Annotated in this window: 24 protein-coding genes; 11 read left to right on the plus strand and 13 right to left on the minus strand. The window is 64.1% G+C overall.

Annotation, left to right across the window (positions count from 1 at the left end):
* A partial coding sequence (locus F6X42_RS35760) for an ESPR-type extended signal peptide-containing protein (RefSeq protein WP_281394079.1) occupies window positions 1-1244 on the minus strand: 1244 nt, incomplete at its 3' end.
* Between the two features lie 549 nt (window positions 1245-1793).
* Between F6X42_RS35760 and F6X42_RS35765 the strand changes: the two genes are divergently transcribed.
* On the plus strand, window positions 1794-2840 hold the full coding sequence (locus F6X42_RS35765; RefSeq protein WP_222945850.1) for an asparaginase: 1047 nt from the start codon (window positions 1794-1796) through the stop codon (window positions 2838-2840).
* A gap of 321 nt (window positions 2841-3161) precedes the next feature.
* Here F6X42_RS35765 and F6X42_RS35770 read toward each other — a convergent pair whose 3' ends face one another.
* The 3 genes from F6X42_RS35770 to gcl all read right to left on the minus strand — a co-directional run bounded on the left by F6X42_RS35770 (window position 3162) and on the right by gcl (window position 6862).
* On the minus strand, window positions 3162-4073 hold the full coding sequence (locus F6X42_RS35770) for a 2-hydroxy-3-oxopropionate reductase (RefSeq protein WP_187638664.1): 912 nt from the start codon (window positions 4071-4073) through the stop codon (window positions 3162-3164).
* A 75-nt stretch (window positions 4074-4148) separates the two neighbouring features.
* Window positions 4149-4958, minus strand: coding sequence for a hydroxypyruvate isomerase (gene hyi / locus F6X42_RS35775; RefSeq protein WP_187638665.1), 810 nt, complete (start codon window positions 4956-4958; stop codon window positions 4149-4151).
* Window positions 4959-5086: 128 nt separating this feature from the next.
* Entirely contained in the window at window positions 5087-6862 is a 1776-nt protein-coding gene (gene gcl / locus F6X42_RS35780) for a glyoxylate carboligase (RefSeq protein WP_187638666.1), read from the minus strand.
* A gap of 172 nt (window positions 6863-7034) precedes the next feature.
* On the opposite strand from gcl, the gene F6X42_RS35785 reads away from it, so the two are divergent.
* The 10 genes from F6X42_RS35785 to F6X42_RS35830 all read left to right on the plus strand — a co-directional run bounded on the left by F6X42_RS35785 (window position 7035) and on the right by F6X42_RS35830 (window position 14958).
* Window positions 7035-7949 (plus strand): substrate binding domain-containing protein, encoded by a 915-nt coding sequence (locus F6X42_RS35785; RefSeq protein WP_187638667.1) that lies wholly within the window; start codon window positions 7035-7037, stop codon window positions 7947-7949.
* 177 nt (window positions 7950-8126) lie between these two features.
* Window positions 8127-9020 (plus strand): RNA polymerase sigma factor, encoded by an 894-nt coding sequence (locus F6X42_RS35790; protein ID WP_187638668.1) that lies wholly within the window; start codon window positions 8127-8129, stop codon window positions 9018-9020.
* Window positions 9010-9957, plus strand: a complete 948-nt coding sequence (locus F6X42_RS35795) for an anti-sigma factor family protein (protein ID WP_187638669.1) — start codon at window positions 9010-9012, stop codon at window positions 9955-9957. Before F6X42_RS35790 ends, F6X42_RS35795 begins: the two co-directional genes overlap by 11 nt.
* A 192-nt stretch (window positions 9958-10149) precedes the next feature.
* Window positions 10150-10524 carry a 30S ribosomal protein S6 gene (gene rpsF, locus F6X42_RS35800; protein WP_027197541.1) on the plus strand — a complete coding sequence of 125 codons (375 nt, stop codon included), beginning with the start codon at window positions 10150-10152 and terminating at the stop codon, window positions 10522-10524.
* Between the two features lie 69 nt (window positions 10525-10593).
* Window positions 10594-10893, plus strand: coding sequence for a primosomal replication protein N (priB, locus tag F6X42_RS35805; protein ID WP_187638670.1), 300 nt, complete (start codon window positions 10594-10596; stop codon window positions 10891-10893).
* A 2-nt stretch (window positions 10894-10895) separates the two neighbouring features.
* Entirely contained in the window at window positions 10896-11171 is a 276-nt protein-coding gene (gene rpsR / locus F6X42_RS35810) for a 30S ribosomal protein S18 (protein ID WP_013588504.1), read from the plus strand.
* A 27-nt stretch (window positions 11172-11198) separates the two neighbouring features.
* Window positions 11199-11651, plus strand: a complete 453-nt coding sequence (rplI, locus tag F6X42_RS35815; protein WP_187638671.1) for a 50S ribosomal protein L9 — start codon at window positions 11199-11201, stop codon at window positions 11649-11651.
* Window positions 11652-11817: 166 nt separating this feature from the next.
* A complete protein-coding gene (locus F6X42_RS35820; protein WP_187638672.1) occupies window positions 11818-13206 on the plus strand; it encodes a replicative DNA helicase in 1389 nt (462 codons plus the stop codon).
* A gap of 115 nt (window positions 13207-13321) precedes the next feature.
* On the plus strand, window positions 13322-13948 hold the full coding sequence (locus tag F6X42_RS35825) for a DUF47 domain-containing protein (RefSeq protein ID WP_187638673.1): 627 nt from the start codon (window positions 13322-13324) through the stop codon (window positions 13946-13948).
* Window positions 13948-14958, plus strand: a complete 1011-nt coding sequence (locus F6X42_RS35830) for an inorganic phosphate transporter (RefSeq protein ID WP_187638674.1) — start codon at window positions 13948-13950, stop codon at window positions 14956-14958. The genes F6X42_RS35825 and F6X42_RS35830 overlap by 1 nt, the downstream gene beginning before the upstream one ends.
* 128 nt (window positions 14959-15086) lie before the next feature.
* Here the strand turns inward: F6X42_RS35830 and F6X42_RS35835 are convergent, their stop codons facing one another.
* From F6X42_RS35835 to F6X42_RS35875, 9 genes are all read right to left on the minus strand, one after another.
* The gene (locus F6X42_RS35835) at window positions 15087-15893 is read right to left on the minus strand and encodes an SDR family oxidoreductase (protein ID WP_187638675.1); all 807 of its coding nucleotides are present in this window, start codon (window positions 15891-15893) and stop codon (window positions 15087-15089) included.
* A 51-nt stretch (window positions 15894-15944) separates the two neighbouring features.
* Window positions 15945-16991 carry a C40 family peptidase gene (locus F6X42_RS35840; protein ID WP_187638676.1) on the minus strand — a complete coding sequence of 349 codons (1047 nt, stop codon included), beginning with the start codon at window positions 16989-16991 and terminating at the stop codon, window positions 15945-15947.
* A gap of 212 nt (window positions 16992-17203) precedes the next feature.
* Window positions 17204-19069 carry a PhoH family protein gene (locus tag F6X42_RS35845; protein WP_187638677.1) on the minus strand — a complete coding sequence of 622 codons (1866 nt, stop codon included), beginning with the start codon at window positions 19067-19069 and terminating at the stop codon, window positions 17204-17206.
* Between the two features lie 103 nt (window positions 19070-19172).
* On the minus strand, window positions 19173-19349 hold the full coding sequence (locus tag F6X42_RS35850) for a hypothetical protein (RefSeq protein ID WP_187638678.1): 177 nt from the start codon (window positions 19347-19349) through the stop codon (window positions 19173-19175).
* 75 nt (window positions 19350-19424) lie between these two features.
* Window positions 19425-19886, minus strand: coding sequence for a peroxiredoxin (locus tag F6X42_RS35855; protein WP_187638679.1), 462 nt, complete (start codon window positions 19884-19886; stop codon window positions 19425-19427).
* Window positions 19887-19968: 82 nt separating this feature from the next.
* Window positions 19969-20862, minus strand: coding sequence for a polysaccharide deacetylase family protein (locus F6X42_RS35860; RefSeq protein ID WP_187638680.1), 894 nt, complete (start codon window positions 20860-20862; stop codon window positions 19969-19971).
* A 10-nt stretch (window positions 20863-20872) separates the two neighbouring features.
* Window positions 20873-21919 (minus strand): bifunctional UDP-4-keto-pentose/UDP-xylose synthase, encoded by a 1047-nt coding sequence (locus F6X42_RS35865; protein WP_187638681.1) that lies wholly within the window; start codon window positions 21917-21919, stop codon window positions 20873-20875.
* Window positions 21916-22845 (minus strand): formyltransferase, encoded by a 930-nt coding sequence (locus tag F6X42_RS35870; RefSeq protein ID WP_187638682.1) that lies wholly within the window; start codon window positions 22843-22845, stop codon window positions 21916-21918. The genes F6X42_RS35865 and F6X42_RS35870 overlap by 4 nt, the downstream gene beginning before the upstream one ends.
* Window positions 22842-23885 (minus strand): glycosyltransferase, encoded by a 1044-nt coding sequence (locus tag F6X42_RS35875; protein WP_187638683.1) that lies wholly within the window; start codon window positions 23883-23885, stop codon window positions 22842-22844. The genes F6X42_RS35870 and F6X42_RS35875 overlap by 4 nt, the downstream gene beginning before the upstream one ends.
* Window positions 23886-23887: the final 2 nt, after the last annotated feature.

Genomic DNA, 23887 nt, shown 5'->3' on the forward strand with positions numbered 1-23887 from the left:
GTCGCGTCCTGCTGTACCAGGCCGACGCTGCCGCCGTCCAGTTGCTGCGTCAGGTTCGTGACCGAGCCTTCCACGCTGGTCACGCGGCCGTCGATGCTGGTGATCGCCGTCTGGTTGGTCGCAATGCTGGCCGCGTTGGTCGTCACGTTCTGGTTGGTCGCGTGCAGTTGCGAACCGTTCACCGCTTCGGTGCTGGTGTCGCCCAGCGCACCGGCCTTCACGCCGCTCAGCGTGCGCACGCCATCGGTGCCACTGAAGTCCACCGTCGTGCCGTCCAGATCCTTGGCCACCGTGATGTTCCGGGTCGCTGCGTCGCGCTGCACCAGACCGATGGTGCCGTCGTTCAGGTTGTTGGTGACGTTCGTGATGTCGCCACTCATCTTCGTGATCTCAGCTTTGTTGATCGCGATGTCATTGCTGTTGTCGAGCGCGATGTTGTGGATCATCACCAGGCCATCGTTGAGGTTATCCATCATCGAGGCGTTGTGGCGCACGTTTTCGTCGATGTTAGCGAACGCGTCACCCACGTTGTTGACCGTCGTACCGCCCACGCTGTAGCTCGGCGCGCTGATCGTGCCATCCGACTTGATCGCCGCCCCACCGCCTAGCGCATTCACCACTCCTCCGAGCTGGCTCAGATTGACAGCATCCGTACTTTGGGTACCTGCAGCCAGGTTCACAATCTGGCGTTGGCCGGTGGTCGCGCCTACCGACACCGTATTCGCCCGGTCGGCCACCGAATTCACGCCCAAAGCTACGCTATTGGTGGCGGTGACCGTGCTCCCGAAACCGAGCGCCACAGAATTTGAGGCACTCACGGTTGAAGCTGGGCCGAAAGCTGCCGAGCGATCACCGTTGACAACGGCCATTTCGCCGAGTGCAATCGCGCCACCCCCGTTCGCCTTGGCTGAATCGCCGATGGCAATGGCCGAGCTACCGTCATAATCAACGTCGCCTTTAGCGTTTGCACCAGCACCAATCGCTATCGATCCAGGAGTGCTGGCAGAAGCAGCGGCGGAGGTGATGGTCGAATTGTTAATAGCAATGTTGCCATAGGCGCCAATAGGATTCGTCACATTAGCAGCAGCATTCCCGCTGTAGCCGGCAATCACACCCAAGGCTACGCCGATGCTACCCATCACGCAGCGTGACTTGCTGCGTTTGCCGCGACGCGCAGTGTGCTCGGATGCAGCCACCCACGACCCAAGGGCTTCGCTCCAGATGCTGACATAGGATTTGTTCATGACATGATTCCTTTTAAAGTTTGAAAAAGAATTGAGTTATGCGAACTAATGCCAAATCGCCGTTGCCATTTCTTGCTGTTCAATATCAGCTGCAAAAACGGGAGCGATGTCGATCCCGAAAGCTCGTGGCCGCAGTAAGAATCGGCCAGATTCTGCCGAGTCAATCTAGGTCTGGCCTTTGCTAAATCTCTGTAACTGGGTTCAGTCTATATTTTTGAGATTGGGCAAAAATAGGTCAGGTCCGAATCGGCGCTGACCGGCATTTGAGCGCTGCAGCGCGTGAGATGGCGGTACCTGCCTGTAATTGCGGAAAGCGTGGCAACGCCAGAAATCTCGACACGACGACAGATGGTAGAAAGGGGCCCCTCATGTGTTTCATCAAGTATCAGCAGTTCAGCGATGTCCGCCTTCAATACTTGCGCTGAGGAGTGCAACTGGGCGTCGCACGGGATTCAGGCCCGCTCGCAAGTTGCGCGCGCACGCGGGGGCGAGCCTGCGTCCGGTTTTTCACGCATGGCGGCGCATAGCGCATCGCTTACAATCGCCGCCATGAATATCTCCACTTCTCCGTCTCTCCCGATTCCGCCCGGCCATCCCGCCGCGCCGACGCTGCCGCGCATCGCGGTGCTCGCGACCGGCGGCACGATCGCCGGCTCGGCCCCGGATGCCGCCAATACGTCGGGCTATCAGGCGGGCGTCGTCGGCGTCGATCAGCTGCTCGCGGCGGTGCCGGCGTTGTCCACGGTCGCGCGAATCGCCCCCGAGCAGATCGCCAGCGTCGATAGCAAGGACATGGCGATGCCGCTGTGGACCACGCTCGCGCAACGCATCGACACGCTGCTCGCGACGGACGACGTCGACGGCGTGGTGGTCACGCACGGTACCGATACGCTCGAAGAAACCGCCTACCTGCTGCATCTGACCGTCAAGTCGGACAAACCGGTCGTGCTGACCGCGGCGATGCGCCCAGCGTCGGCGCTCTCCGCCGACGGTCCGCTGAATCTGCTAAATGCGGTGACGGTCGCCGCGCACGCGGCGGCACGCGGGCAGGGCGTGCTGGTCGCGTTCAACAACCGGATTCATAGCGCGCGCGACGTCGTTAAAACGAGCACGTATGCGGTCGATGCCTTCCAGTCGCCCGAGATCGGCGCGCTCGGCTGGGTGCAGGATGGCCGCGTCGAATTCCAGCGCGGCGTGGTGCGCGCGCATACGTTCTCGAGCGAATTCACGATCGATGCGGCGTGGCCGCAAGTGGAGATCGTCACGAGCTATGCGGGCGTGTCGCGGATCGCCATCGATGCGTTGGTCGCCGCGGGTGTGCGCGGCATCGTCGTGGCGGGTACGGGCAATGGCTCGATCCACCAGTCGTTGCAGCAGGCGCTGGCGGATGCCGCGATGCGCGGCGTGGCGGTGGTGCGCTCGTCGCGCGTGGGTTCGGGGCATGTAATGCGCAACGGCGCGGCGGCCGACGATGCGCTCGGTTTCGTCAGCGCGGGTTCGCTGAATCCGTACAAGGCGAGGGTGTTGCTGATGCTGGCGCTGGCCGCGGGCCATACCGCGCCGGCGGCGTTGCAAAAGGTGTTCGATACGTATTGATAGCGATGCTCGCGACCGCGCTGCCGATACCGGTCGTATCGACGGTGGCGGTGAAATGGCGCAACGCTGAATCCGACAGCCGGACACCCGACGACGACGTCTGACCGACCAAGGCTTCCCCGGCGTAGCCGGGTGCCGCTGCGGACCCCACCTGCCGCTCTCAGCCCAGAGCGGCGCGATTTGCCCGTTCCACCACGCCGGCAGCCCAAGCTGCCACGCGACGAACGGGCGCCCCACCAGTGCTCGCCGTGATTGCGCGGATGCCCAGGCGGCCATCAGCGCAATCAACGGCGTGTTCAATCACAGAGCAATCACGAAGACCTAAGCCGCCTTCGCGTCCTCGCTGTCCGGCGTCCGCGCGACCTCGTGGTTCGCCATGATCTCGAGCGCGCGCACCATCGCCGAGTGATCCCACGCCTTGCCGCCGTTCGCCGCACAGACGCTGAACAGCTGCTGCGCGCTCGCGGTATGTGGCAGCGCGATGCCGAGCTTGCGCGCGCCGTCGAGCGCGAGATTCAGGTCCTTCTGATGCAGCTCGATGCGAAAGCCCGGATTGAACGCGCGCTTCGTCATGCGCTCGCCATGCACTTCGAGAATCCGCGACGCCGCGAAGCCGCCCATCAACGCGCGGCGTACTCGCTCCGGATCGGCGCCCGAACGCGACGCGAACAGTAGCGCTTCGGCCACCGCCTCGATATTGAGCGCGACGATGATCTGGTTCGCGACCTTGCAGGTCTGACCCGCGCCGTTCTCGCCGATCAGCGAAATGTTCTTGCCCATCAGTTCGAATAGCGGCCTGGCCAGCGCAAAGGCTTTCTCGGGACCGCCGACCATGATCGTCAGCGACGCGTCGCGCGCGCCGATTTCGCCGCCGGATACCGGTGCATCGAGATAGTCGACGCCGAGCGCGTTGATCTTCTTCGCGAACGCCTGGGTGTCGAGCGGCGAGATCGAACTCATGTCGATCACGAGCTTGCCTTTGGTGAGACCCGCGGCGACGCCGTCGTCGGCGAACAGCACGTTGGCGACGTCAGGTGTGTCCGGCACCATGATGATGACGATGTCGGCAGCCTGCGCGACCGCGGTCGAACTGGCGACCACGCTCGTGCACTTCGCGATGTCGTCCGGCATCGGATACCCGCCGTTCACGAACAGCGCGTGTCCGCCCTTGATGAGGTTGCGCGCCATGTGCGCGCCCATGATGCCGAGTCCGATGAAGCCGATCTTTGCCATGTGTGTGAATCTCCAGGGTTATTAGGGGACGTGCGTTGAGGACCTTCAGGGAGCCGTGATGATCCCTGATGCGCCTCAAGCCGCCGCGTGTGCCGCGCCGCGCGTCTGACCGGCCACGCTTTGCACCCAGCCGAGGCCGGCATCGGTCGTCGTGCGCGGCTTGTATTCGCAACCGACGTACCCTTCGTAGCCGAGCGAGTCGAGCAGCGCGAACAGGTACGGATAGTTGATCTCGCCGGTGCCCGGTTCGTGCCGGCCCGGGTTGTCCGCAAGCTGGATATGCGCGATCTGCGCGAGGTTCTTTTCGATCGTCGCCGCGAGTTCGCCTTCCATCCGCTGCATGTGATAGATGTCGTATTGCAGGAACAGATTGTCCGAGCCGACCTCGCGAATCACGTCGAGTCCGTCGCGCGAACGGTTCAGCGCGAAGCCCGGAATGTCGTATGAGTTGCACGGCTCGACGAGCAGCCGGATGCCGGCCTCCTTCAGCTCGCGCGCGGCAAAGCGCAGGTTCTCGACGATCGTCGCGCGGGCGGTGTCGGCGTCGACGTTCGCGCCCGGAATGCCGACGAGGCAGTTCAGTTGCGGCACCTTCAATGCGCTGGCGTATTCGATCGCGCGGCCGACGCCTGCCTGAAACTCGGCGACCCGATCGGGCAAACACGCGATGCCGCGTTCGCCGGCTTCCCAGTTGCCGGCCGGCAGGTTGTGCAGGACCAGTTTCAGGCGGTTCTGTTGCAGACGTTCGCTCAATTCGGCGATCGAATACGGGTACGGAAACAGGAATTCGACGGCATGAAAGCCGGCATTTGCCGCCGCCGCGAAACGGTCGAGGAACGGCATTTCGGTGAACAGCATCGTCAGGTTCGCTGCGAATTTCGGCATGGTGCGTATGTCTCTCAGGTCGGTCAGGGAATGGCGCGTTGGGTCGTAATGAGGCGAGGGCGCAGAGCACATGCTCGGCCCTCGCACCGCGCGCGCTGAATGCTGCGGATACCGCGAAGGCGCAACGCCTAGTCGAGCAGGCTGATCGCCGTCGGCGCGTCCGCGCGCTTTTCGGCCAGTTCCTCGAACTCGTTGATCGCGTCGATCTCGGTGCCCATCGAGATGTTGGTCACGCGTTCGAGAATCACTTCGACGATCACCGGCACGTTGAACTCGGCGAGCATCGACTGCGCTTTTTGTAGCGCCGGCTTCAGCTCTTCCGGCTTGAACACGCGAATCGCCTTGCAGCCGAGACCAACGGCCACCGCGACATGATCGACGCCATAGCCGTTCATCTCCGGCGAGTTGATGTTCTCGAAGCCGAGCTGCACGCAGTAGTCCATCTCGAACGCGCGCTGCGCCTGGCGAATCAGGCCGAGGTACGAGTTGTTCACGACGACATGCACGTACGGCAGCTTGAATTGCGCGCCGGCCGCGAGCTCCTCGATCATGAACTGGAAGTCGTAGTCGCCCGACAGCGCGACGATCGGCCGTTGCGGATCGGCCGCGCGCACGCCGAGCGCCGCCGGAATCGTCCAGCCGAGCGGGCCGGCCTGGCCGCAGTTGATCCAGTTGCGCGCCTTGTAGACGTGCAGGAATTGGGCGGCGGCGATCTGCGACAAGCCGATCGTGCTCACATAGCACGTGTCGCGGCCGAACACCTGGTTCATCTCTTCGTAGACGCGCTGCGGCTTCATCGGCACGTTGTCGAAGTGCGTCTTGCGCAGCATGGTGCGCTTGCGTTGCTGGCAATCGGCGACCCACGCGCTGCGATCCTTCAGCTTGCCCGCGGACTTCCATTCGCTGGCGACTTCGACGAACAGTTCGAGTGCGGCCTTCGCGTCCGACACGATGCCGAGATCCGGGCCGAACACGCGGCCGATCTGCGTCGGTTCGATATCGACGTGCACGAACTTGCGCCCCTTCGTATAGACATCGATGCTGCCGGTGTGACGGTTCGCCCAGCGGTTGCCGATGCCGAGCACGAAGTCGGACGCGAGCATCGTCGCGTTGCCGTAGCGATGCGAGGTCTGCAGACCGACCATGCCGACCATCAGCGGATGGTCGTCGGCAATCGCGCCCCACGACATCAGCGTCGGGATCACCGGCACGCCGACCGTTTCGGCGAACTTCACGAGCAGGTCTTCGGCCACGGCGTTCAGTACGCCGCCGCCCGACACGATCAGCGGCTTGTCGGCATCGTTGAGCAGCGTGAGCGCGGCCTCGATCTGCTTGCGGGTGGCCTTCGGCTTGTAGACCGGCAGCGGTTCGTACGTGTCGATGTCGAATTCGATTTCGCCGAGCTGCACGTCGATCGGCAGATCGACCAGCACCGGACCCGGACGGCCCGAGCGCATCAGATGGAACGCCTGCTGGAACACACGCGGCACCAGCGCCGGCTCGCGCACGGTCACGGCCCACTTGGTGACAGGCTTCGCGATCGATTCGATATCGACGGCCTGGAAGTCTTCCTTGTACAGGCGCGCGCGCGGCGCCTGGCCTGTGATGGCCAGAATAGGAATCGAGTCGGCCTGCGCGGAGTACAAGCCGGTGATCATGTCGGTGCCAGCGGGACCCGACGTGCCGATGCACACGCCGATGTTGCCCGGCTGCGCGCGGGTGTAGCCCTCGGCCATGTGCGACGCGCCTTCCACATGGCGCGCGAGCACGTGGCTGATGCCGCCGGCTTTGCGCATCGCCGAGTAGAACGGGTTGATCGCTGCGCCCGGCACGCCGAACGCGGTATCGATGCCTTCTCTTTCGAGCACCAGAACGGCGGCGTCGACGGCTCTCATTTTGGCCATGAATGTCTCCTCAATGTCGGGGAATTACGTCGGTTGAAGGACACTGTAGGCCTGCGCCAAAGGTTTGATAAGATCAGTCCGGGTCGCTTATTCCGAAACAAAAAGTATCGAATGGCGTGAAGCCCGGCGCACGGCCGGCGGCGGCCTGCCATCAGACAGGTGGGAGACGAACATGGACCGCTTCAAACAGATCGAAACCTTCGTGCGAGTCGCCGACGCGGGCAGTCTCGCGGCGGCGGCGCTGGAGGAGGGGGTGTCGCCGGTGATCCTCGGGCGGCGCATCGATGCGCTCGAGAAGCGCCTCGGCGTGAAGCTGATGTATCGCACGACGCGGCGGCTCGTGGTCAGCGAGGACGGTGCCGCATTTCTCGAACGCTGCCGGGGACTCCTCAGCGAATGGGATCAGGCGGAGAACGAACTGAGCGCGGGACGCCGCGCGGTGAACGGCCATCTGATCGTGTCGGCGCCGGCGGCGTTCGGCCGCAAGCACGTCGCGCCGCTCGCGCCCGGGTTCTTGCGCGACAAACCCGGGTTGCAGATGTCGTTCAATCTGACCGACCGGGTCGTCGATCTGGTGCGCGAGGGTTACGACCTGTCGATCCGCATCGGCGGCGTGGTCGATCCGAACTTCGTCGCGGTGAAGCTCGCGTCGAACCGGCGTGTGGTGTGCGGCACGCCCGACTATTTCCGCCGCCACGGCAAACCGAAGACGCTCGAGGATCTGCCGGCCCACAACTGCCTCGCGTTCAATCTGCAAGGCGGGCAGAACCGCGGCTGGTACTTTCGCCGCAACGGCAAGCTCGCGACAGTGCGGGTGGGCGGCTCGCTCGACTGCAACGACGGTGAACTGCTGCATCGCTGGGTCTCGGAAGGGCTCGGACTCGGCTGGCGCTCGACATGGGAAATCCAGCGGCAGCTCGCGCGCGGCGAGCTCGAAACCGTGCTCGACGAGTATGCGCTGCCCGATTACGACATCCTCGCGGTCTATCCACAGCAACGCTTCGTGCCGGCGCGCGTGCGCTATTTCATCGACTACCTGAAAGACGTGTACGCGAGCGACGACTACTGGAACCGGTCGTCGTACTAGCTGGCGAGCGGCGCGCATAGGCGAACCTGATGTTTTTGCGAATCCTCGCGTGAGTCGGGAATAAACTGGGTCTATGGCCAGTTCTGCCGTGAAAGACACGTCAGGAACGACACCTCGCGGGGCGCGCAACAGCAGCGACCCGCACGAAGCAGCCGCCATGCCCTTGGAGGGGCCCACGTGGTCCAGACCGACTCAGACGCCGCCCGCGCGCGGGGCGAGCCAAATGCTGGCACCGACGCCGATGCCGATGCCGCGAAAAGCCGCCGCTTCCAGCAGCTGGCGTTGCCGCATCTCGACGCCGCGTACAACCTCGCGCGTTGGCTGTGCGGCAATCCCGCCGATGCCGAGGACGTCGTGCAGGAAGCGTTCATGCGTGCGTTCCGCTTCTTCGATACGTTTCGCGGCGACTCCGCGCGGCCGTGGCTGCTCGCGATCGTGCGCCGCACCTGGTACACGGAATGGCGGCGGCGCGCGCCGTCGCACGACATGCTCGAATTCGACGAAACCATGGACGACGCGACCCTCGACGGCTGGACTGCTGGCGGCGACGATCCGCAGACGCTCCTGATCCGCGACGAGGATGTACGGCAGGTGCACGACGCGTTGGCGCGTTTGCCGGTCGAGTATCGCGAGGTGCTCATTTTGCGAGAACTTGAAGAGATGGGATATCGGGAGATCGCGCTGGTGGCCGACGTACCGATCGGGACAGTGATGTCGCGACTCGCGCGTGGGCGGCGCAAGCTGGCGGAGGTGTTGATGGTGCTGCGACAAGGCGGGGGGGAATCGGATGGCGGCGGCCGCAAAGGCGGGCAGGGTGGGGGGCGCGGGCCGACGGATGCGCCGCTCGATCAGGCCGCGCAGTCCGGGCGACTCGCGCAGTCTGCGGCGTCTGCGGCGTCTGCGTCCTCCGCCGAGCCAGCACGAAGTTCGGGCGAAGGTGGACCGGCATCATCGTCAGATGTGCCCGTCACCGCATCAGTGACGCGGCTCCGGGCGTTTGCCGACGGCCGGCCCCTCAATATTCCCGGCGCTGCCGCCGACCCCGCTCAGGAGACGCCGGATGGACTGTAACGAAGCACGGCCGCTCCTCGATGCGAATGCCGATCACGAATTGCCGGCGCCCGATGCGCGCCGGGTGCAGCAGCATATCGAGAGCTGCGACGACTGCCGGCGCGCGGGCGACAACCTGCGCGCGCTGAGCGGCGCGCTGCGCGCGGCGCCGTATCATCGGGCGCCGCAGTCGTTGCGGCTGCGGATCGTGGCGGGCTTGCCCGGCGCGCCCGATAAAGCGACCGCGGTGGCGGCGGCCCACGATGTACCGATAGACTCTGCCGGCAACGCTACCGCCGGCATGACGGAGCCGGCGACGCAGGAACCACGGCGTCAGCGGCGCGGGGCGCGGTGGCCCGCGTGGCTCGACGGATGGCTCAGGGGCTTCAGCGGCCCAACCGCCGCGGGCGGTGCAACCCGCGCGGCGGCGCGCGGCGGTGTCGCAGCACTTGTGATCGCGTTGTGCGCGGCCGCCGCGGTTCTGACGCTGACGCTGCACCGCCCCGCCGAATCCATGCCATTCACCGACGAACTCGTCGCAAGCCATGTGCGCGCGCAGGTATCCGGCCGCGACATCGACGTGATTTCGACCGACCGTCACACAGTCAAGCCGTGGTTCAACGGCCGGCTCGACTATTCGCCGCCCGTCGAGGATCTCGCAGCGAGCGGCTTCGCGCTGCAGGGCGGCCGGCTCGACTACCTCGCGCATCAGCGGGTCGCGGTGCTCGTGTACCGCGCCGGCAAGCACGTGATCGACGTGTACGTATTCCCGCAGTCGGCGGCGGGGGGGATGGCGCCGGCATCGCTCGATCGCGACGGTTATTCGATCTCTCACTGGGACGCGGCGGGCATGACCTGGTGGGCGATCACGGATGCCGCGCCCGATGCGCTGAGAGGCCTCGAAGCGGCGCTCAGAGCGCGTTTGCGGAGTGGCAGCCAGCGCACGGAAGCGGGTTGAGTGACAATAGCGGCGCCGCTTGCGCGACCCACCACCTCTAAGCTCTTGAAAACACGTCCGATTCCGCCACCGAATCGGCGGAATACCTTGCAACCCGTCCCCATTCAGGTTACACTTTCGGGCTTCTCACTTGCCGCACCGGTTCCGACGCCCGGGCGGCTTCTATCCAAAAGTCAGCACAAGGAGTGTGTAATGCGTCATTACGAAATCGTCTTTATCGTGCATCCCGATCAGAGCGAGCAGGTGCCCGCCATGATCGAGCGTTACAAGAGCACGATCACGTCGCACGGTGGTCAGATCCACCGCGTCGAAGACTGGGGCCGTCGCCAACTGGCCTACATGATCGAGAAACTCGCGAAGGCTCACTACGTCTGCATGAACATCGAATGCGACCAGACGACGCTCGACGAACTGGAACACGCGTTCAAGTTCAACGACGCCGTTCTGCGTCACCTCATCGTCAAGATGAAGAAGGCCGAAACCGGCCCGTCGCCGATGATGAAGGAAGTGCACCGCGAAGAAGCCAAGAAGTCGGCAGCCGCTCAGCCGACCGAAGCGCAGGCTTAAGACTCACTATTTAAGCTGCCAGACTCGCGGCGTCGCTCCGCTCAAGTACACGAAGGCATACACAGGTACATGAACCGGCTGCAACTCACGGCGAGCGTCGTCGAACGCGAATCGGTGCGGTATACCCCCGCCGGCGTTCCGATCGCAAGCTGCACGTTGCACCACCGCACGGAAGTCGTCGAGGCGGGCATTGCCCGTCAGGTCGAACTGACCGTGCAGGCGGTCGCCGCGGGCGAAGCGAGCGGTAAGCTCGAAAACTGTCAGATGGGCGTCGAAACGCTCTTCACAGGTTTTCTGGCGAAAAAACACCGTAACGCGCGAACTCTGGTATTTCACATCACAGCATTGCAGGACATTGGAAAGGACTAATCATGCCCCGCCCGACTGGTAAAAAATTCGACAAGCGTCGTCAGCAACAGAACCCGCTGTTCAAGCGCAAGAAGTTCTGCCGTTTCACGGCCGCTGGCGTCGAGTACATCGACTACAAGGACATCGAAACGCTGAAGGACTTCATCGGCGAGAACGGCAAGATCACGCCGGCACGTCTCACGGGTACCAAGGCTCATTATCAACGCCAGTTGGACACGGCCATCAAGCGCGCGCGTTTCCTCGCGCTGGTGCCGTACACCGACCAGCACAAGGCCTAACCCGACGACGCGATAAGGAGCATCCGAATGCAAATCATTCTTCTGGAAAAAGTCGTCAATCTGGGTAACTTGGGCGACATCGTGAAGGTCAAGGACGGCTACGCACGTAACTTCCTGATCCCGAACAAGAAAGCTCGCCGTGCAACGAAGGAAGCCCTGGCTGAATTCGAAGTGCGCCGCGCAGAACTCGAAAAGACCGCCGCTGAAAAGCTGGCAGCCGCCCAGGCTCAAGGCGAAAAGCTGGCAGGCCAGACCGTTCAGGTCAAGCAGAAGGCGGGCGTCGACGGCCGTCTGTTCGGCTCTGTGACGAACGCCGACATCGCCGCAGCGCTCGGCAAGCAAGGCTTCGAAGTCGAAAAGTCGCAAGTGCGTCTGCCCGAAGGCCCGCTGAAGATGGTTGGCGAGCACCCGGTTCAGGTTTCGCTGCACACCGACGTTCTCGTCGATGTGACGGTGGCTGTGATCGGCGAGCACGTCTAAGTCGACCGCTGAGCGTCACGCAGTATCAGCCAGCACTTGGCTGGTGAAGGGCAGGGGCCGGGTAACCGGCCCCTGCTTTTTTTGTGCCCGGCTATCTGTCCTGTACCCCTACGTTTGCGTTTTTTCTGCTCGCAGCCGTCGCCGGATTGCCCGATAATTCCTCCCCATGAACGCACCGTCCAAAGATCCCCAACTCGAGTCGCTGAAAGTCCCGCCGCATTCGATCGAAGCCGAGCAATCGGTGCTGGGCGGCCTGTTGCTCGACAATGCGGCGTGGGACCGCATCGCCGACTTCCTCGCGCAGAGCGACTTCTACCGCTACGACCACCGCATCATCTTCGAGCACATCGGCAAGCTGATCGCGGCCACGCGGCCGGCCGACGTGGTCACTGTCTACGAAGCGCTCGGCACCTCGGGCAAGGCGGAAGAGGTCGGCGGACTCGCCTACCTGAATGCGCTCGCACAGAACACGCCGAGCGCGGCCAATATCCGCCGCTACGCGGAAATCGTGCGCGACCGTGCAGTGCTGCGCCGGCTCGTGTCGGTCGCCGACGAAATCTCTTCCGACGCGTTCAACCCGCAAGGCAAGGAAGTTCGGCAATTGCTGGACGAAGCGGAATCGAAGGTGTTCTCGATCGCCGAAGACGGCGCACGCGGCACCCAGGGCTTTCTCGAGATCGGGCCGCTACTGACCGAAGTGGTCGAACGGATCGACACGCTCTATCACACCGCCAATCCGAGTGACGTGACCGGCACGCCGACCGGCTTCGTCGATCTGGACCGCATGACCTCGGGCATGCACGGCGGCGAGTTGATCATCGTCGCGGGCCGTCCGTCGATGGGTAAGACGGCGCTTTCGATGAACATCGGCGAATACGTCGCGGTCGAGTACGGACTGCCGGTGGCGGTGTTTTCGATGGAAATGCCGGGCACCCAGCTCACGATGCGTATGCTGGGCTCGGTCGGCCGGCTCGATCAGCATCGCATGCGAACCGGGCGCCTGACCGACGAGGATTGGCCGAAGCTCACGCACGCGGTGCAGAAAATGAGCGAGGCGCAAATCTTCATCGACGAAACCGGCGGTCTGAACCCGATGGAACTGCGCTCGCGCGCGCGCCGGCTGTCGCGCCAGTGCGGCAAGCTCGGCCTGATCATCATCGACTACCTGCAGTTGATGAGCGGCTCGTCGTCGGGCGAAAACCGCGCGACCGAAATCTCGGAAATCTCGCGGTCGCTGAAGAGCCTCGCGAAGGAACTCGACGTGCCGGTGATCGCGTTGTCGCAGCTCAATCGCGGCCTCGAACAGCGCCCGAACAAGCGACCGATCATGTCGGACTTGCGCGAATCGGGTGCAATCGAGCAGGACGCCGATGTGATCCTGTTCATTTACCGCGACGAAGTGTACAACCCGGACAGCCCCGACAAGGGCACCGCCGAAATTATCATCGGCAAACAGCGGAATGGTCCGATCGGTCCGGTTCGACTCACGTTCCACGGCCAGTACACGAAGTTCGACAACTTTGCTGGAGCGCAAAACTTCTACGGCGGCGAGTGACGCGAGAGGTCGCGAGCTGTTGTAACTGCGTTGCCGCCAGTGCGGCAACGGTGGCGCAACGGTACAATATGGCGGTTTTATGTCAGCCATAACGTGACCCATTTCCAGGATCCCAATGTTCGGTCGATTCATGCCCACCGAGGGCAAGTTCTTTGAAATATTCAATTCGCACGCAACGTGCATCATCTCGGCAAGCCGCGAACTCGAGCTCCTGATCGACAATCTGCAGGACGCCGAAACCCACAAGCAGAACGTGCAAAAGGCCGAGAAAGCGGCCGACAAGCTCACGCACGAAGCCATCGACCTGCTGCACAAGACCTTCATCACGCCGCTCGACCGTGACGAGATCCACAAGCTGATCACGACGATGGACGACATCCTCGACCTGATGGAGGACGTCGCGACCGCGATCTCGCTGTATGACGTGCAAGCGGTCACGTCGGAGGCGAGCCAGCTTGCGCATATCTGCACGGCGACCTGCGAGCGCGTGCAGTTCGCGGTTAGCCTGCTCTCGGACATGAAGCAGGCGAGCCAGATCCTGAAGGCCTGCGAGGAAATCGACCGGCTCGAATCGGAAGCCGATCGCGTGCTGCGCGCGGCGATGTCGAAGCTGTTCCGCGAGGAAGACGACGTCAAGGTCCTGATCAAGCTGAAGGCGATCTACGAGCTGCTCGAAACCATCACGGACAAGTGTGAGGATGTGGCGAACATCATCGAAGGCATCGTGCTGGAAAACGCATAATGCAATCGATACAACTCGCTATCTGGGTCGTCACCGGCCTGGTTGCCATCGCGCTGGTGTTCGACTTCATGAACGGCTTTCATGACGCGGCGAATTCGATCGCCACGGTCGTGTCGACCGGCGTGCTGAAGCCGCAGCAGGCGGTGGCGTTCGCGGCGGCGTTCAACGTCATCGCGTATTTCGTGTTCCACCTGAAGGTGGCCACGACCGTCGGCAAGGGCACGATCGACCCGGACATCGTCGATCACTACGTGATCTTCGGCGCGCTGGTCGGCGCGATTGCGTGGAACGTGATTACCTGGGTGTACGGTATCCCATCCAGCTCGTCGCACGCGCTGATCGGCGGGCTCGTGGGCGCGGCGCTCGCGAAGTCGGGCTGGGGGTCGCTCAACTGGGACGGCCTGATGAAGACCGTCGCGTTCATCTTCATTTCGCCGCTGCTCGGCTTCGTGCTCGGCTCGTTTTTCATGCTGCTGGTGTCGTGGCTGTACTTCCGCACGCCGCCGAGCAAGGTCGACCGGCGCTTCCGCCGCCTGCAGCTGATCTCCGCTGGCTTATATAGCCTCGGTCATGGGGGCAACGACGCGCAGAAGACCATCGGCATCATCTGGATGCTGCTGATCGCAACCGGCTTCGCGTCGATGAAGGCGGCTGCGCCGCCGCTGTGGGTCATCGGCGGCTGCTATCTGTCGATGGGCCTCGGAACGCTGTTCGGCGGCTGGCGCATCGTGCGCACGATGGGGCAGAAAATCACGAAGCTCAAACCGGTCGGCGGCTTCTGTGCCGAGTCGGGCGGGGCGCTCACGCTGTTCACCGCGTCGGCACTTGGCATTCCCGTCTCCACCACACATACGATTACCGGCGCGATCGTCGGGGTCGGCGCGACGCAGAAATTGAGCGCGGTGCGCTGGGGCGTTGCCGGCAACATCGTGTGGGCGTGGATTCTGACGATTCCGGCTTCCGCGGTGCTGTCCGGCGGGGCCTGGTGGCTGGGTCACCACCTCCTGTAATCACAGTGCGATGCGGGCCTGCGCTGCTGGCTCGGCTGAGTCCGGCTGAACCGCCCGCGCGGGGTTCGGCTTCACGCCGCCCGTTGCGTCGCACCGGTTTCCCTACGTAGTTCGACAACAAGCCCCGGTCAGATCAATGGCGCGTTGGCGCCATCCATCGGAATGATCGCGCCCGTCACATAGCTCGCGCGGCGGCTCGCGAGGAACATCGCCACGTCGGCGATTTCCTCTGGTTTGGCATAGCGGCCGAGCGGCATCCTGGCTTGGCCGCGCGTGAGCGCTTCGTCGTTGCCGATGCCTTGCTGCGCTGCCTCCAGCCGGACCGCTTCCTCGACGCGCTCGGTCAGCGTCGGGCCTGGATTGATCGCGTTGATGCGGATGCCGTAGCGCGCGTAGTAATGCGCGAGGCCGACCGTCGCGAGCATCAGCGCCGCGTTGGCCGCGCCGCCCGCGATATGAATGTCGCTCGCGACCTTGCCGCCCATGCCGATGATATTGACGACCGTGCCCGGCTCCGCACCACCGTTGGCCTTCGCGCGCTCGGCCATACGGCGCAGCACTTCCTGCTGTGGGTAGATGTACGGGAAATACTTCGCTTCCATCGTCGCGCGGAATGCGTCGGCATCGAGCGTTTCGGGGTCGTACCGGCGCGCGGCGCCGGCGCTGTTGATCAGCACGTCGATCGGGCCCACTGCGGTGCTGACTTCCTCGACGATATCGGTGGCGCTGTGCGGCTCGTGCAGGTCTGCGCGCGTGCGGTGCACGTGGAATCCTTCCTGTTTCAGCTGCTCGTAGGCGCGCGCCAGATTGGCGGGATCGCGCGACACAATCGCGACCTTCGCGCCTTCCTGCGCGAAGGCTCGCGCGCAGGCGAAGCCGATGCCTTTGCTGCCACCGGTGATGAGCACTACCTTATTCTTGAGCCCGAGTTCCATGGTCGTCACCCGCCGTCGAAAGAATATCGATGACGATAGCAGATCACGGCGTCAGAAGTTGCCGTTTGCGAATCGGGCGATGGGGTCGTCGCTGCTTTGCGTGGGGGCGGGCGCGCCGTGCGAGGCCGTCGACGCGCGCATCAGCTGAACGCCGCTTGTGCCTTCGGTCTGCCGTGCCTGCCGCGCCTGGCGTTCCGCGATGAAAGCGGGCGGGGGCGGTTCGAATGCATCGGCGGCGGCGTCGATTGCGTCGGGTGCGGTTTGCGCAAGGGTGCGGGCGGTCGTCGCGGGCTGCATCGGTTGCGCGGGCGAAGTAGTGTCACCTTCATACGTGCTGGCCTGCGCCGCCGGGGTGCCCGTCGCTGCCACGGCGGCGGCCGGGCGCGCCTGCATCTGCGCGGCGCTGAGGCCGGACGGCGGCGGCTCGAATTGATCGGCTTGCGCGACGGGTGTGCCGCCACTTGCACTGGTCGCCGGGGTCGCGGCCGCGACCGCAACACCACGCCCGGTCTGGGGCGCCGCCGCCTGATAACCCGGTGTATCGAACGGGGCCGGCGTCGCTGCCGGCCCAGCCATCCGGCGGATCCCGTCGAAGCGCTTCGCCCAGTAGGGATTGGTCAGATAGTCGAGCCGCACCGTGCCGCCCGTCGACGGCGCGTTGACGAAGCGCAGCTTGCCCACGTAGATGCCGACGTGCGAATGCGCACGCCCGGTCGTATTGAAAAAGATCAGATCGCCGGGCGCGATTTCGTCGGGTTCGACCGACTCGCCGCGCCCGCTCATCTCTGCCGTCGTGCGCGGCAGGTTCACCGACGCCGCGCGCAGCACGACGTAGCGCACGAGCCCGCTGCAATCGAAACCGCTGTCAGGTGTATTGCCGCCCCAGCGGTATGGCACGCCGACGAGGCCCATCGCCTGAATCGAAATTTCCTCGCGGCCGATGCTGTGATCGACGAAGTGGGGGAAGCCTGCCGGCGGTGCGTGATAGGCGCCGTTCGCGACCACGATGCCACCGGACCCGCGCGAGCTCTTCTGCGGCGCGCCGGCGCAGGCGGCGAGCAGCAGGACGGGCAACAGCGATAAGGCGAGTCGGCGCATGAAGACGGCACGGGCGGTAAACGCCCGCTTACTCACTGACGATGTCGGGATGGTAGCCGCCCGACAAGGCTGCCGCAAGAATTCTTGATAACTTACTTGAAGTTTGCGCGCTAAGTGTTGCCCGCGCGGCACGCCGGGCGATAAAAAAAGCCGCGTCCGGGAAGAACCGGACGCGGCTTGCGATGAAAGCCGGAAAAAAAACCGGCGAACGCCTAGAGGATCTCCGACGCGTAATCAGCGAGGCGCGAGCGCTCGCCGCGGGCGAGCGTCACGTGTCCGCTGTGCGCCCAGCCCTTGAAGCGGTCGACCACATAGGTCAGACCCGAACTGCCCTCGGTCAGGTAAGGGGTGTCGATCTGCGCGATGTTACCGAGGCAAATGATCTTCGTGCCCGGACCCGCGCGCGTAACGAGCGTCTTCATCTGCTTCGGCGTCAGGTTCTGCGCTTCGTCGATGATCAGATACTTGTCGACGAACGTGCGGCCGCGCATGAAGTTCATGCTCTTGATCTTCAGGCGCGAACGGATCAGCTCCTGGGTCGCGGCGCGGCCCCATTCGCCGGCGGCGTCGTCGGTTTTCTGCAGGACCTCGAGGTTGTCGTCGAACGCACCCATCCACGGCTGCATCTTTTCCTCTTCGGTGCCCGGCAGGAAGCCGATGTCTTCGCCGACCGGCACCGTCGCGCGCGTCACGATGATCTCGTTGTAGCGCTTGTCGTCGAGCACTTGCGCGAGGCCCGCCGCGAGCGCGACCAGCGTCTTGCCGGTGCCGGCCTGGCCGAGCAGCGTGACGAAGTCGATTTCCGGATTCATCAGCAGGTTCAGCGCGAAGTTCTGTTCGCGATTGCGCGCCGTGATGCCCCACACGTTGTTCTTGTGGTGGCCGTAGTCACGCAGCGTTTGCAACAGAGCGGTCTTGCCGTTCAGTTCGCGCACCAGTGCATGAAACGCGGGCTCGCCGTTCTGCGGCTCCAGATAAACGAACTCGTTGACCAGCATCGACGCGCACAGCGGACCCGTCACACGGTAGTACGTGGTGCCGGTTTTCGTGTCCTGCCAGCTTTCCATGCCCTTCGCGTGCCTGGTCCAGAAATCCTGCGACAGCGCGCGGATGCCCGTGTACAGCAGGTCGCTGTCCTCGAGCACCTGGTCGTTGAAGTAGTCCTCGGCGGGCAGACCGAGCGCATGCGCCTTGATGCGCATGTTGATGTCTTTCGACACCAGCACGACCTGGCGATCCGCGCGATCGCGCTGCAGCGCGCGCACGACGCCGAGGATCTGGTTGTCGGCCTTGCCTTCGGGCAGACCTTCGACGGGCTCGATGGCGGTCAGCCGGGTCTGGAAGTACAACCGCCCGGACGCCTCGCGGCTACCCAGACGCGCGAGCGAAATGCCGTCGGCCATGTCGCCCGCGTTCGCGACCAGCGCGTCGAGCGTGCGGCTCACCTGACGCGCGTTACGTGCGACTTCCGACATCCCCTTCTTGTGGTCGTCGAGCTCTTCCAACGTCATCATCGGCAGATAGACGTCGTGCTCCTCGAAGCGGAACAGGCAGCTCGGATCGTGCATCAGCACGTTCGTGTCGAGAACGAAAAGCTTTTGGACTTCGGCCAGCGTGGCGCTCGTGCCGCGCTTCTTGCGCGTGGTGGCCGGGGCTGCTGCGGCGGGTGCGGCGGCTGTTTCGGCCGTGGGCTGCTTCGCGGCAGGCGCGCGCGCGACGACCGGCTGCGCGTCACGCTGCGCTTCGAGCGCATCGGCTTCGAGCTGCGGGCGCCCAGCCGGAACCGGCTGCAACAGCGCGGCGGTCTGCCGGGTCTTGCGGCCGCGCGCGGGCGCGAGCGCGGGTTGCGCGGCGGGCGGAGACTCGACGGCGGGCACGGGCCACAACGTGGTGGCGGCGTTGGCGGCGTGCGCCATCGGTGTGGCGACATTGGCGCGGCCGTAATCGGCCGACTCTGCGGATTCCCCTTCACGCGCCTGTTTTTTCGCGGCGGAGCGCGCGGGCGTGACGGCTTTGGCCTTGTATTCGTCAGGCGGCAAAAGATTGCCGAGCTTGCTGGGGGGAGTAGGCAAAGGCATGGTTTCCCTCGAAATGATCGGGTCACATATCGTGCGCCGCCCATCGCATTCCAACGATGCCCTCATGGGACATCCAGTTTGCGCGAGGAGGCGCGCATTCGGTCTAAAGATGCCGGTTCGCCTGGTCTTCGATAGGCTCCTTGATGGAAGCGCGCGAACCAACGAACGAACGGTCGCGCGCAATTAAAAAAGCCGCCGCCCCGGCAATCGGGGCAAGCGGCTCGACGATGATGCTCGCGTTGCGCCTCACGCTCGGAACGGCACCGGTGGATCCGGTCAAGCGGCCGTCGGAGTTGGCGCAGCGGAGAAAAATGTGGGGTGGACAGGCACTCATTGCGGCCCAATATAACGCGCATCAAAGCGCTTGTACAGCCTCCAGAATATCGTCGACGTGGCCCGGCACTTTAACGCCGCGCCACTCGTGGCGCAGCACGCCATTAGCGTCGATGAGGAATGTGGAGCGTTCGATTCCCCGTACCTCTTTGCCATACATTTTCTTCATTTTGATGACGGCGAACAGGGCGCACAGCGTTTCTTCCGGATCCGAAATCAGCGGGAAGGGCAGTTCGAGCTTGGCTTTGAAATTGTCATGCGAACGCAGGCTGTCACGCGATACGCCGATCACTTCGGCGCCGGCCTTCCGGAACTTCGGATACAGATCGCGGAACTGCAACCCTTCGGTCGTGCAGCCCGGCGTGTTGTCCTTCGGATAGAAATACAGCACTACCTTCTTGCCCCGCAGCTTTGACAGCGTGATTTCGCCGCCCGTCGCGGCGGCGGTGAAGTCGGGGATGGGTTGGTCGACTGCGATGGACACGAGGTTCTCCGGTTGTTGGGGCAGGCGCCGCTAGCTGCCGCGGCGTCGGCCGGTCTGTCGATGACTTCCGCGCCGCGGCCCTTCAGGGCTGGACGATCAGTTCGCCGGAGCGCCCCGGAATCTCGCCCCACGTAACAGGGTACGATGGCAGCGTGTCCCGGTCTAGCGTGGCGTAGTAATCGCCCATCGTCGCGAACGTGTGGCCCTGCGCGCGCCAGCCCTCGAGCAGCTGTTGGAATACCGGCGCGAGCTTCTGTCCTTCGAGTTCCGCGTGCAGCGTGAACACCTGGTCGTGCGGATTGTTTTCGGTCTGCTTCAGCATCCACGCAGCGACGTTGTGCGTGTCGACACCGTCGACCCCGAGCACTTCGTCGAGCGTCGGCAGCGTGGTCGGCATTTGCACGTGCGTAAGCGTCTTGCCGTCGACCACCGGCAGATACGGCGAGTGGCCGCGGCCGTCGGACGCGTAGCGCATGCCCCACGCGTCGATCTGCTCGAACGCGTGGCCGTTCATCTGCCAGCCCGCCGCGCCGTGGGTGACGGGCGGCGCGCCGAACACTTCGATGAACCGCGCATGGCTCTGCTGCATCTGCGCGACGGTCCACGCGCGATCTTTGGCGCGCACGTTGTCCTGCCAGTACACGTGATCCCACGTGTGGATGCCGCACTCGAAGCCGGCTTCGTGGATCGCGCGCATCTCGGCCGCGGCCTTCGCGCCGATATCCGGACCGGGCAGCAGCACGCCGTACATCAACTGCCTGACGCCGTAATGCTCGACCACCGATGTGCGCGACACCTTCTTCAGAAAGCCCGGCCGCAGCACCCGACGCATCGCCCAACCGGTGTGGTCGGGTCCGAGGCTGAACAGGAAGGTGGCGCGCGCCTTGAAGCGGTCGAAGATGCGCGCGAGATTCGGCACGCCTTCGCGGGTGCCGCGCAGCGTGTCGACGTCGATCTTCAGGACGATGCGAGCCAAGGACGCGCCCTTATTGCTGTTCGACGAGTGCGCGGGCTTCGGCGACGTGGCCGCGATACGCTTCGAAAATCTTGCGCAGCGCTTCGTCGAAAGTCGATGTGGGTGCCCAGCCGAGTTCCTGCATCGTGTTGTCGATCTTCGGCACGCGATTCTGCACGTCCTGATAGCCGTTGCCGTAGTACGCGCCCGACGACGTTTCGACCAGTTGCACCTGCCTGGCGAGGTCCGCGTATTCGGGGAATTCGGCCGCGAGTGCCAGCATCTTGTGCGCGAGTTCACGCACCGAGAAGTTGTTGGTCGGGTTGCCGATGTTGTAGATCTTGCCGGTGGCGACGCCGTTCTTGTTCTCGATGATCTTCATCAGCGCGCCGATGCCGTCGTCGATGTCCGTGAACGCGCGCTTCTGCGCGCCGCCGTCGACGAGGCTGATGTTCTCGCCGCGCACGATGTGGCCGAGGAACTGAGTGACCACGCGCGAGCTACCTTCCTTCGGCGTGTAGATCGAGTCGAGGCCCGGGCCGATCCAGTTGAACGGGCGGAACAGTGTGAAGTTCAGGCCTTCCATGCCGTAGCCCCAGATCACGCGGTCCATCAGCTGCTTCGAGCACGCATAGATCCAGCGCGGCTTGTTGATCGGGCCGTACGACAGCTGCGATTCTTCCGGATCGAACTGCTCGTCCGTGCACATGCCGTAGACCTCGGAGGTCGACGGAAACACCAGATGCTTGCCGTACTTGACGGCCGAACGCACGATCGGCAGGTTCGCCTCGAAGTCGAGTTCGAACACCCGCAGCGGCTGCTTCACATAAGTAGCGGGCGTGGCGATCGCGACGAGCGGCAGAATCACGTCGCACTTCTTGACGTGATATTCGACCCATTCCTTGTTGATCGTGATGTCGCCTTCGAAGAAGTGCAACCGCTCATGATTGACGAGGTCGCCGAGACGTTCGGTCTGCATGTCCATCCCGAACACTTCCCAGTCGGTGGTTTCGAGAATGCGTTTGGACAGGTGATGGCCGATGAAGCCATTCACACCCAGAATCAGGACTTTTTTCATGAATGAGATTGGATGAGCTGGGCGAATTCCGCCGGACTGACGGCAGTCTCGCCGCCGTCGTGCTGGTGCCGCAATTCGTGGATGTTGATCGCGCGGCCGTCGCCGCAGATCGCGAAAACGGCATTATCGCTTACGTGCAGGCCCGGGGGCAAATCCGAGCGGAGCGCCCCGGGCGCGGCGAGACGCGCGCGCGCGACGATGAAACGGTGGCCGTTAAGATCGGCAAAGGCGCCCGGATACGGCGGCGCGACCGCGCGGATCAGGTTGTAGACCTGTTGCGCGGACTGATTCCAGTCGATGCGGCCGTCTTCCGGTTTGCGCCCGCCGTAATAGCTGCCATGCGCGAGATCGTTCGGCAGATGCGGCGCCTCGCCCGCGAGCAGCGCCGGCAGCACGCGCCACAGCGTCTGCTCGGCGGCGACCGTGACCTTGTCGAACACCTGCGCGGCGGTGTCGTCGGGCAGGATCGGCACCGGTGTTTGCGCAATGATCGCGCCCGCGTCGGGCTTCGCGGCCATTTCGTGCAGCGTCGCGCCGGTTTCGCTTTCGCCGTTGAGCACCGCCCAGTTGGTCGGCACGCGGCCACGATACTTCGGCAGCAGCGAGCCGTGCATGTTGTAAGCGCCCCGTGCAGCGATCGCGAGCAGTTCGGGCGGCAACATGTGGCGGTAGTAGAACGAGAAGATGAAGTCCGGCCGGGCGGCGCTCACCGCGGCGCGCAGCTGCGGGCTTGTCGGATCGGCCGGCGTGACGACGGCGATGCCGTGCTCGGCCGCCACCGAGGCCACGCTGCCGAACCATATGTTCTCGCTCGGGTTGTCTTCGTGCGTGACGACGAGCGCGATGTCGACGCCGCGCGCGAGCAGCACCTGCAGGCACCGCACGCCGACGTTGTGATACGCGAATACGACGGCGCGCGGCTTCATGGATTGTGCCCCTGATCGGCGACCGGCACCGGCTGCACGCCCTGCACGACGGTCTGACGCGGCGCTTCGGCGACGGCCGCGCCGTCGCGTTCTTCGAGAATGGTCTGCACCAGATAACGCGGCCGCGCACGCACCTGCTGATAGATCCGGCCGATGTATTCACCGAGCAGGCCGAGCGCGAAGATGATCACGCCGAGCAAGAAGAAGGTGATTGCAAACAGCGTGAACACACCTTGCACTTCCGCGCCGATGATGAAGCGGCGAATCAGCAGCAGGACGAACAGCGCCGCGGACCCCAGCGACAGGATCACGCCAATGAACGACAGCCATTGCAGCGGCACCACCGAGAAGCCGGTGACGAGGTCGAAATTCAGACGGATCAGCGAGTACAGCGAGTACTTCGATTCACCGGCGAAGCGTTCTTCGTGCGCGACCTCGATTTCGACCGGATTCTGCGCGAACGTGTACGCGAGCGCCGGAATGAACGTGTTGATTTCGCCGCAGCGGTTGATCGTATCGACGATATGGCGGCTGTACGCGCGCAGCATGCAGCCCTGATCGGTCATCTTGATGCGCGTGATGCGCTCGCGCAGATGATTCATCGCGCGCGAGGCCTTGCGCCGCCACAGGCTGTCCTGGCGCTGCCGACGGATCGTGCCGACGTAGTCGAAGCCCTCGCGCATCTTTGCGACGAGCTTGCCGATTTCCTCGGGCGGATTCTGCAGGTCGGCGTCGAGGGTGATCACGATGTCGCCGCGCGACTGCTCGAAGCCCGCGAGAATCGCCATGTGCTGGCCGTAGTTGCCGTTCAGCAGGATCACGCGCGTGGTGTCGGGGCGCGCGCGGAACTGCCCGGCGAGCAGCGCGGCGGATTTGTCGCGGCTGCCGTCGTTGATGAAGATCACTTCATAACCGGTGCCGAGCGCGTCGAGCGCCGGATAGAGGCGCGCGAACAGCGCGGCCAGTCCGGCCTCTTCGTTGTACACCGGAATGATGATCGACACTTCCGGTGCGACGGCGCGATGTTCCGAATAAGTCATGT

It is taken from the genome of Paraburkholderia podalyriae, from assembly GCF_014397785.1.
GTDB lineage: Bacteria > Pseudomonadota > Gammaproteobacteria > Burkholderiales > Burkholderiaceae > Paraburkholderia > Paraburkholderia podalyriae.

Excerpts from the sequence above, each read along its gene's own strand:
- F6X42_RS35770 (WP_187638664.1), bottom strand. The coding sequence starts at position 4,073 with ATGGCAAAGATCGGCTTCATCGGACTCGGCATCATGGGCGCGCACATG.
- rpsF (WP_027197541.1), top strand. The coding sequence starts at position 10,150 with ATGCGTCATTACGAAATCGTCTTTATCGTGCATCCCGATCAGAGCGAG.
- rplI (WP_187638671.1), top strand. The coding sequence starts at position 11,199 with ATGCAAATCATTCTTCTGGAAAAAGTCGTCAATCTGGGTAACTTGGGC.
- F6X42_RS35830 (WP_187638674.1), top strand. The coding sequence starts at position 13,948 with ATGCAATCGATACAACTCGCTATCTGGGTCGTCACCGGCCTGGTTGCC.
- F6X42_RS35835 (WP_187638675.1), bottom strand. The coding sequence starts at position 15,893 with ATGGAACTCGGGCTCAAGAATAAGGTAGTGCTCATCACCGGTGGCAGC.
- F6X42_RS35785 (WP_187638667.1), top strand. The coding sequence starts at position 7,035 with ATGGACCGCTTCAAACAGATCGAAACCTTCGTGCGAGTCGCCGACGCG.
- F6X42_RS35845 (WP_187638677.1), bottom strand. The coding sequence starts at position 19,069 with ATGCCTTTGCCTACTCCCCCCAGCAAGCTCGGCAATCTTTTGCCGCCT.
- gcl (WP_187638666.1), bottom strand. The coding sequence starts at position 6,862 with ATGGCCAAAATGAGAGCCGTCGACGCCGCCGTTCTGGTGCTCGAAAGA.
- hyi (WP_187638665.1), bottom strand. The coding sequence starts at position 4,958 with ATGCCGAAATTCGCAGCGAACCTGACGATGCTGTTCACCGAAATGCCG.
- F6X42_RS35865 (WP_187638681.1), bottom strand. The coding sequence starts at position 21,919 with ATGAAAAAAGTCCTGATTCTGGGTGTGAATGGCTTCATCGGCCATCAC.
- F6X42_RS35840 (WP_187638676.1), bottom strand. The coding sequence starts at position 16,991 with ATGCGCCGACTCGCCTTATCGCTGTTGCCCGTCCTGCTGCTCGCCGCC.
- F6X42_RS35820 (WP_187638672.1), top strand. The coding sequence starts at position 11,818 with ATGAACGCACCGTCCAAAGATCCCCAACTCGAGTCGCTGAAAGTCCCG.
- F6X42_RS35875 (WP_187638683.1), bottom strand. The coding sequence starts at position 23,885 with ATGACTTATTCGGAACATCGCGCCGTCGCACCGGAAGTGTCGATCATC.
- priB (WP_187638670.1), top strand. The coding sequence starts at position 10,594 with ATGAACCGGCTGCAACTCACGGCGAGCGTCGTCGAACGCGAATCGGTG.
- F6X42_RS35825 (WP_187638673.1), top strand. The coding sequence starts at position 13,322 with ATGTTCGGTCGATTCATGCCCACCGAGGGCAAGTTCTTTGAAATATTC.
- rpsR (WP_013588504.1), top strand. The coding sequence starts at position 10,896 with ATGCCCCGCCCGACTGGTAAAAAATTCGACAAGCGTCGTCAGCAACAG.
- F6X42_RS35765 (WP_222945850.1), top strand. The coding sequence starts at position 1,794 with ATGAATATCTCCACTTCTCCGTCTCTCCCGATTCCGCCCGGCCATCCC.
- F6X42_RS35795 (WP_187638669.1), top strand. The coding sequence starts at position 9,010 with ATGGACTGTAACGAAGCACGGCCGCTCCTCGATGCGAATGCCGATCAC.
- F6X42_RS35870 (WP_187638682.1), bottom strand. The coding sequence starts at position 22,845 with ATGAAGCCGCGCGCCGTCGTATTCGCGTATCACAACGTCGGCGTGCGG.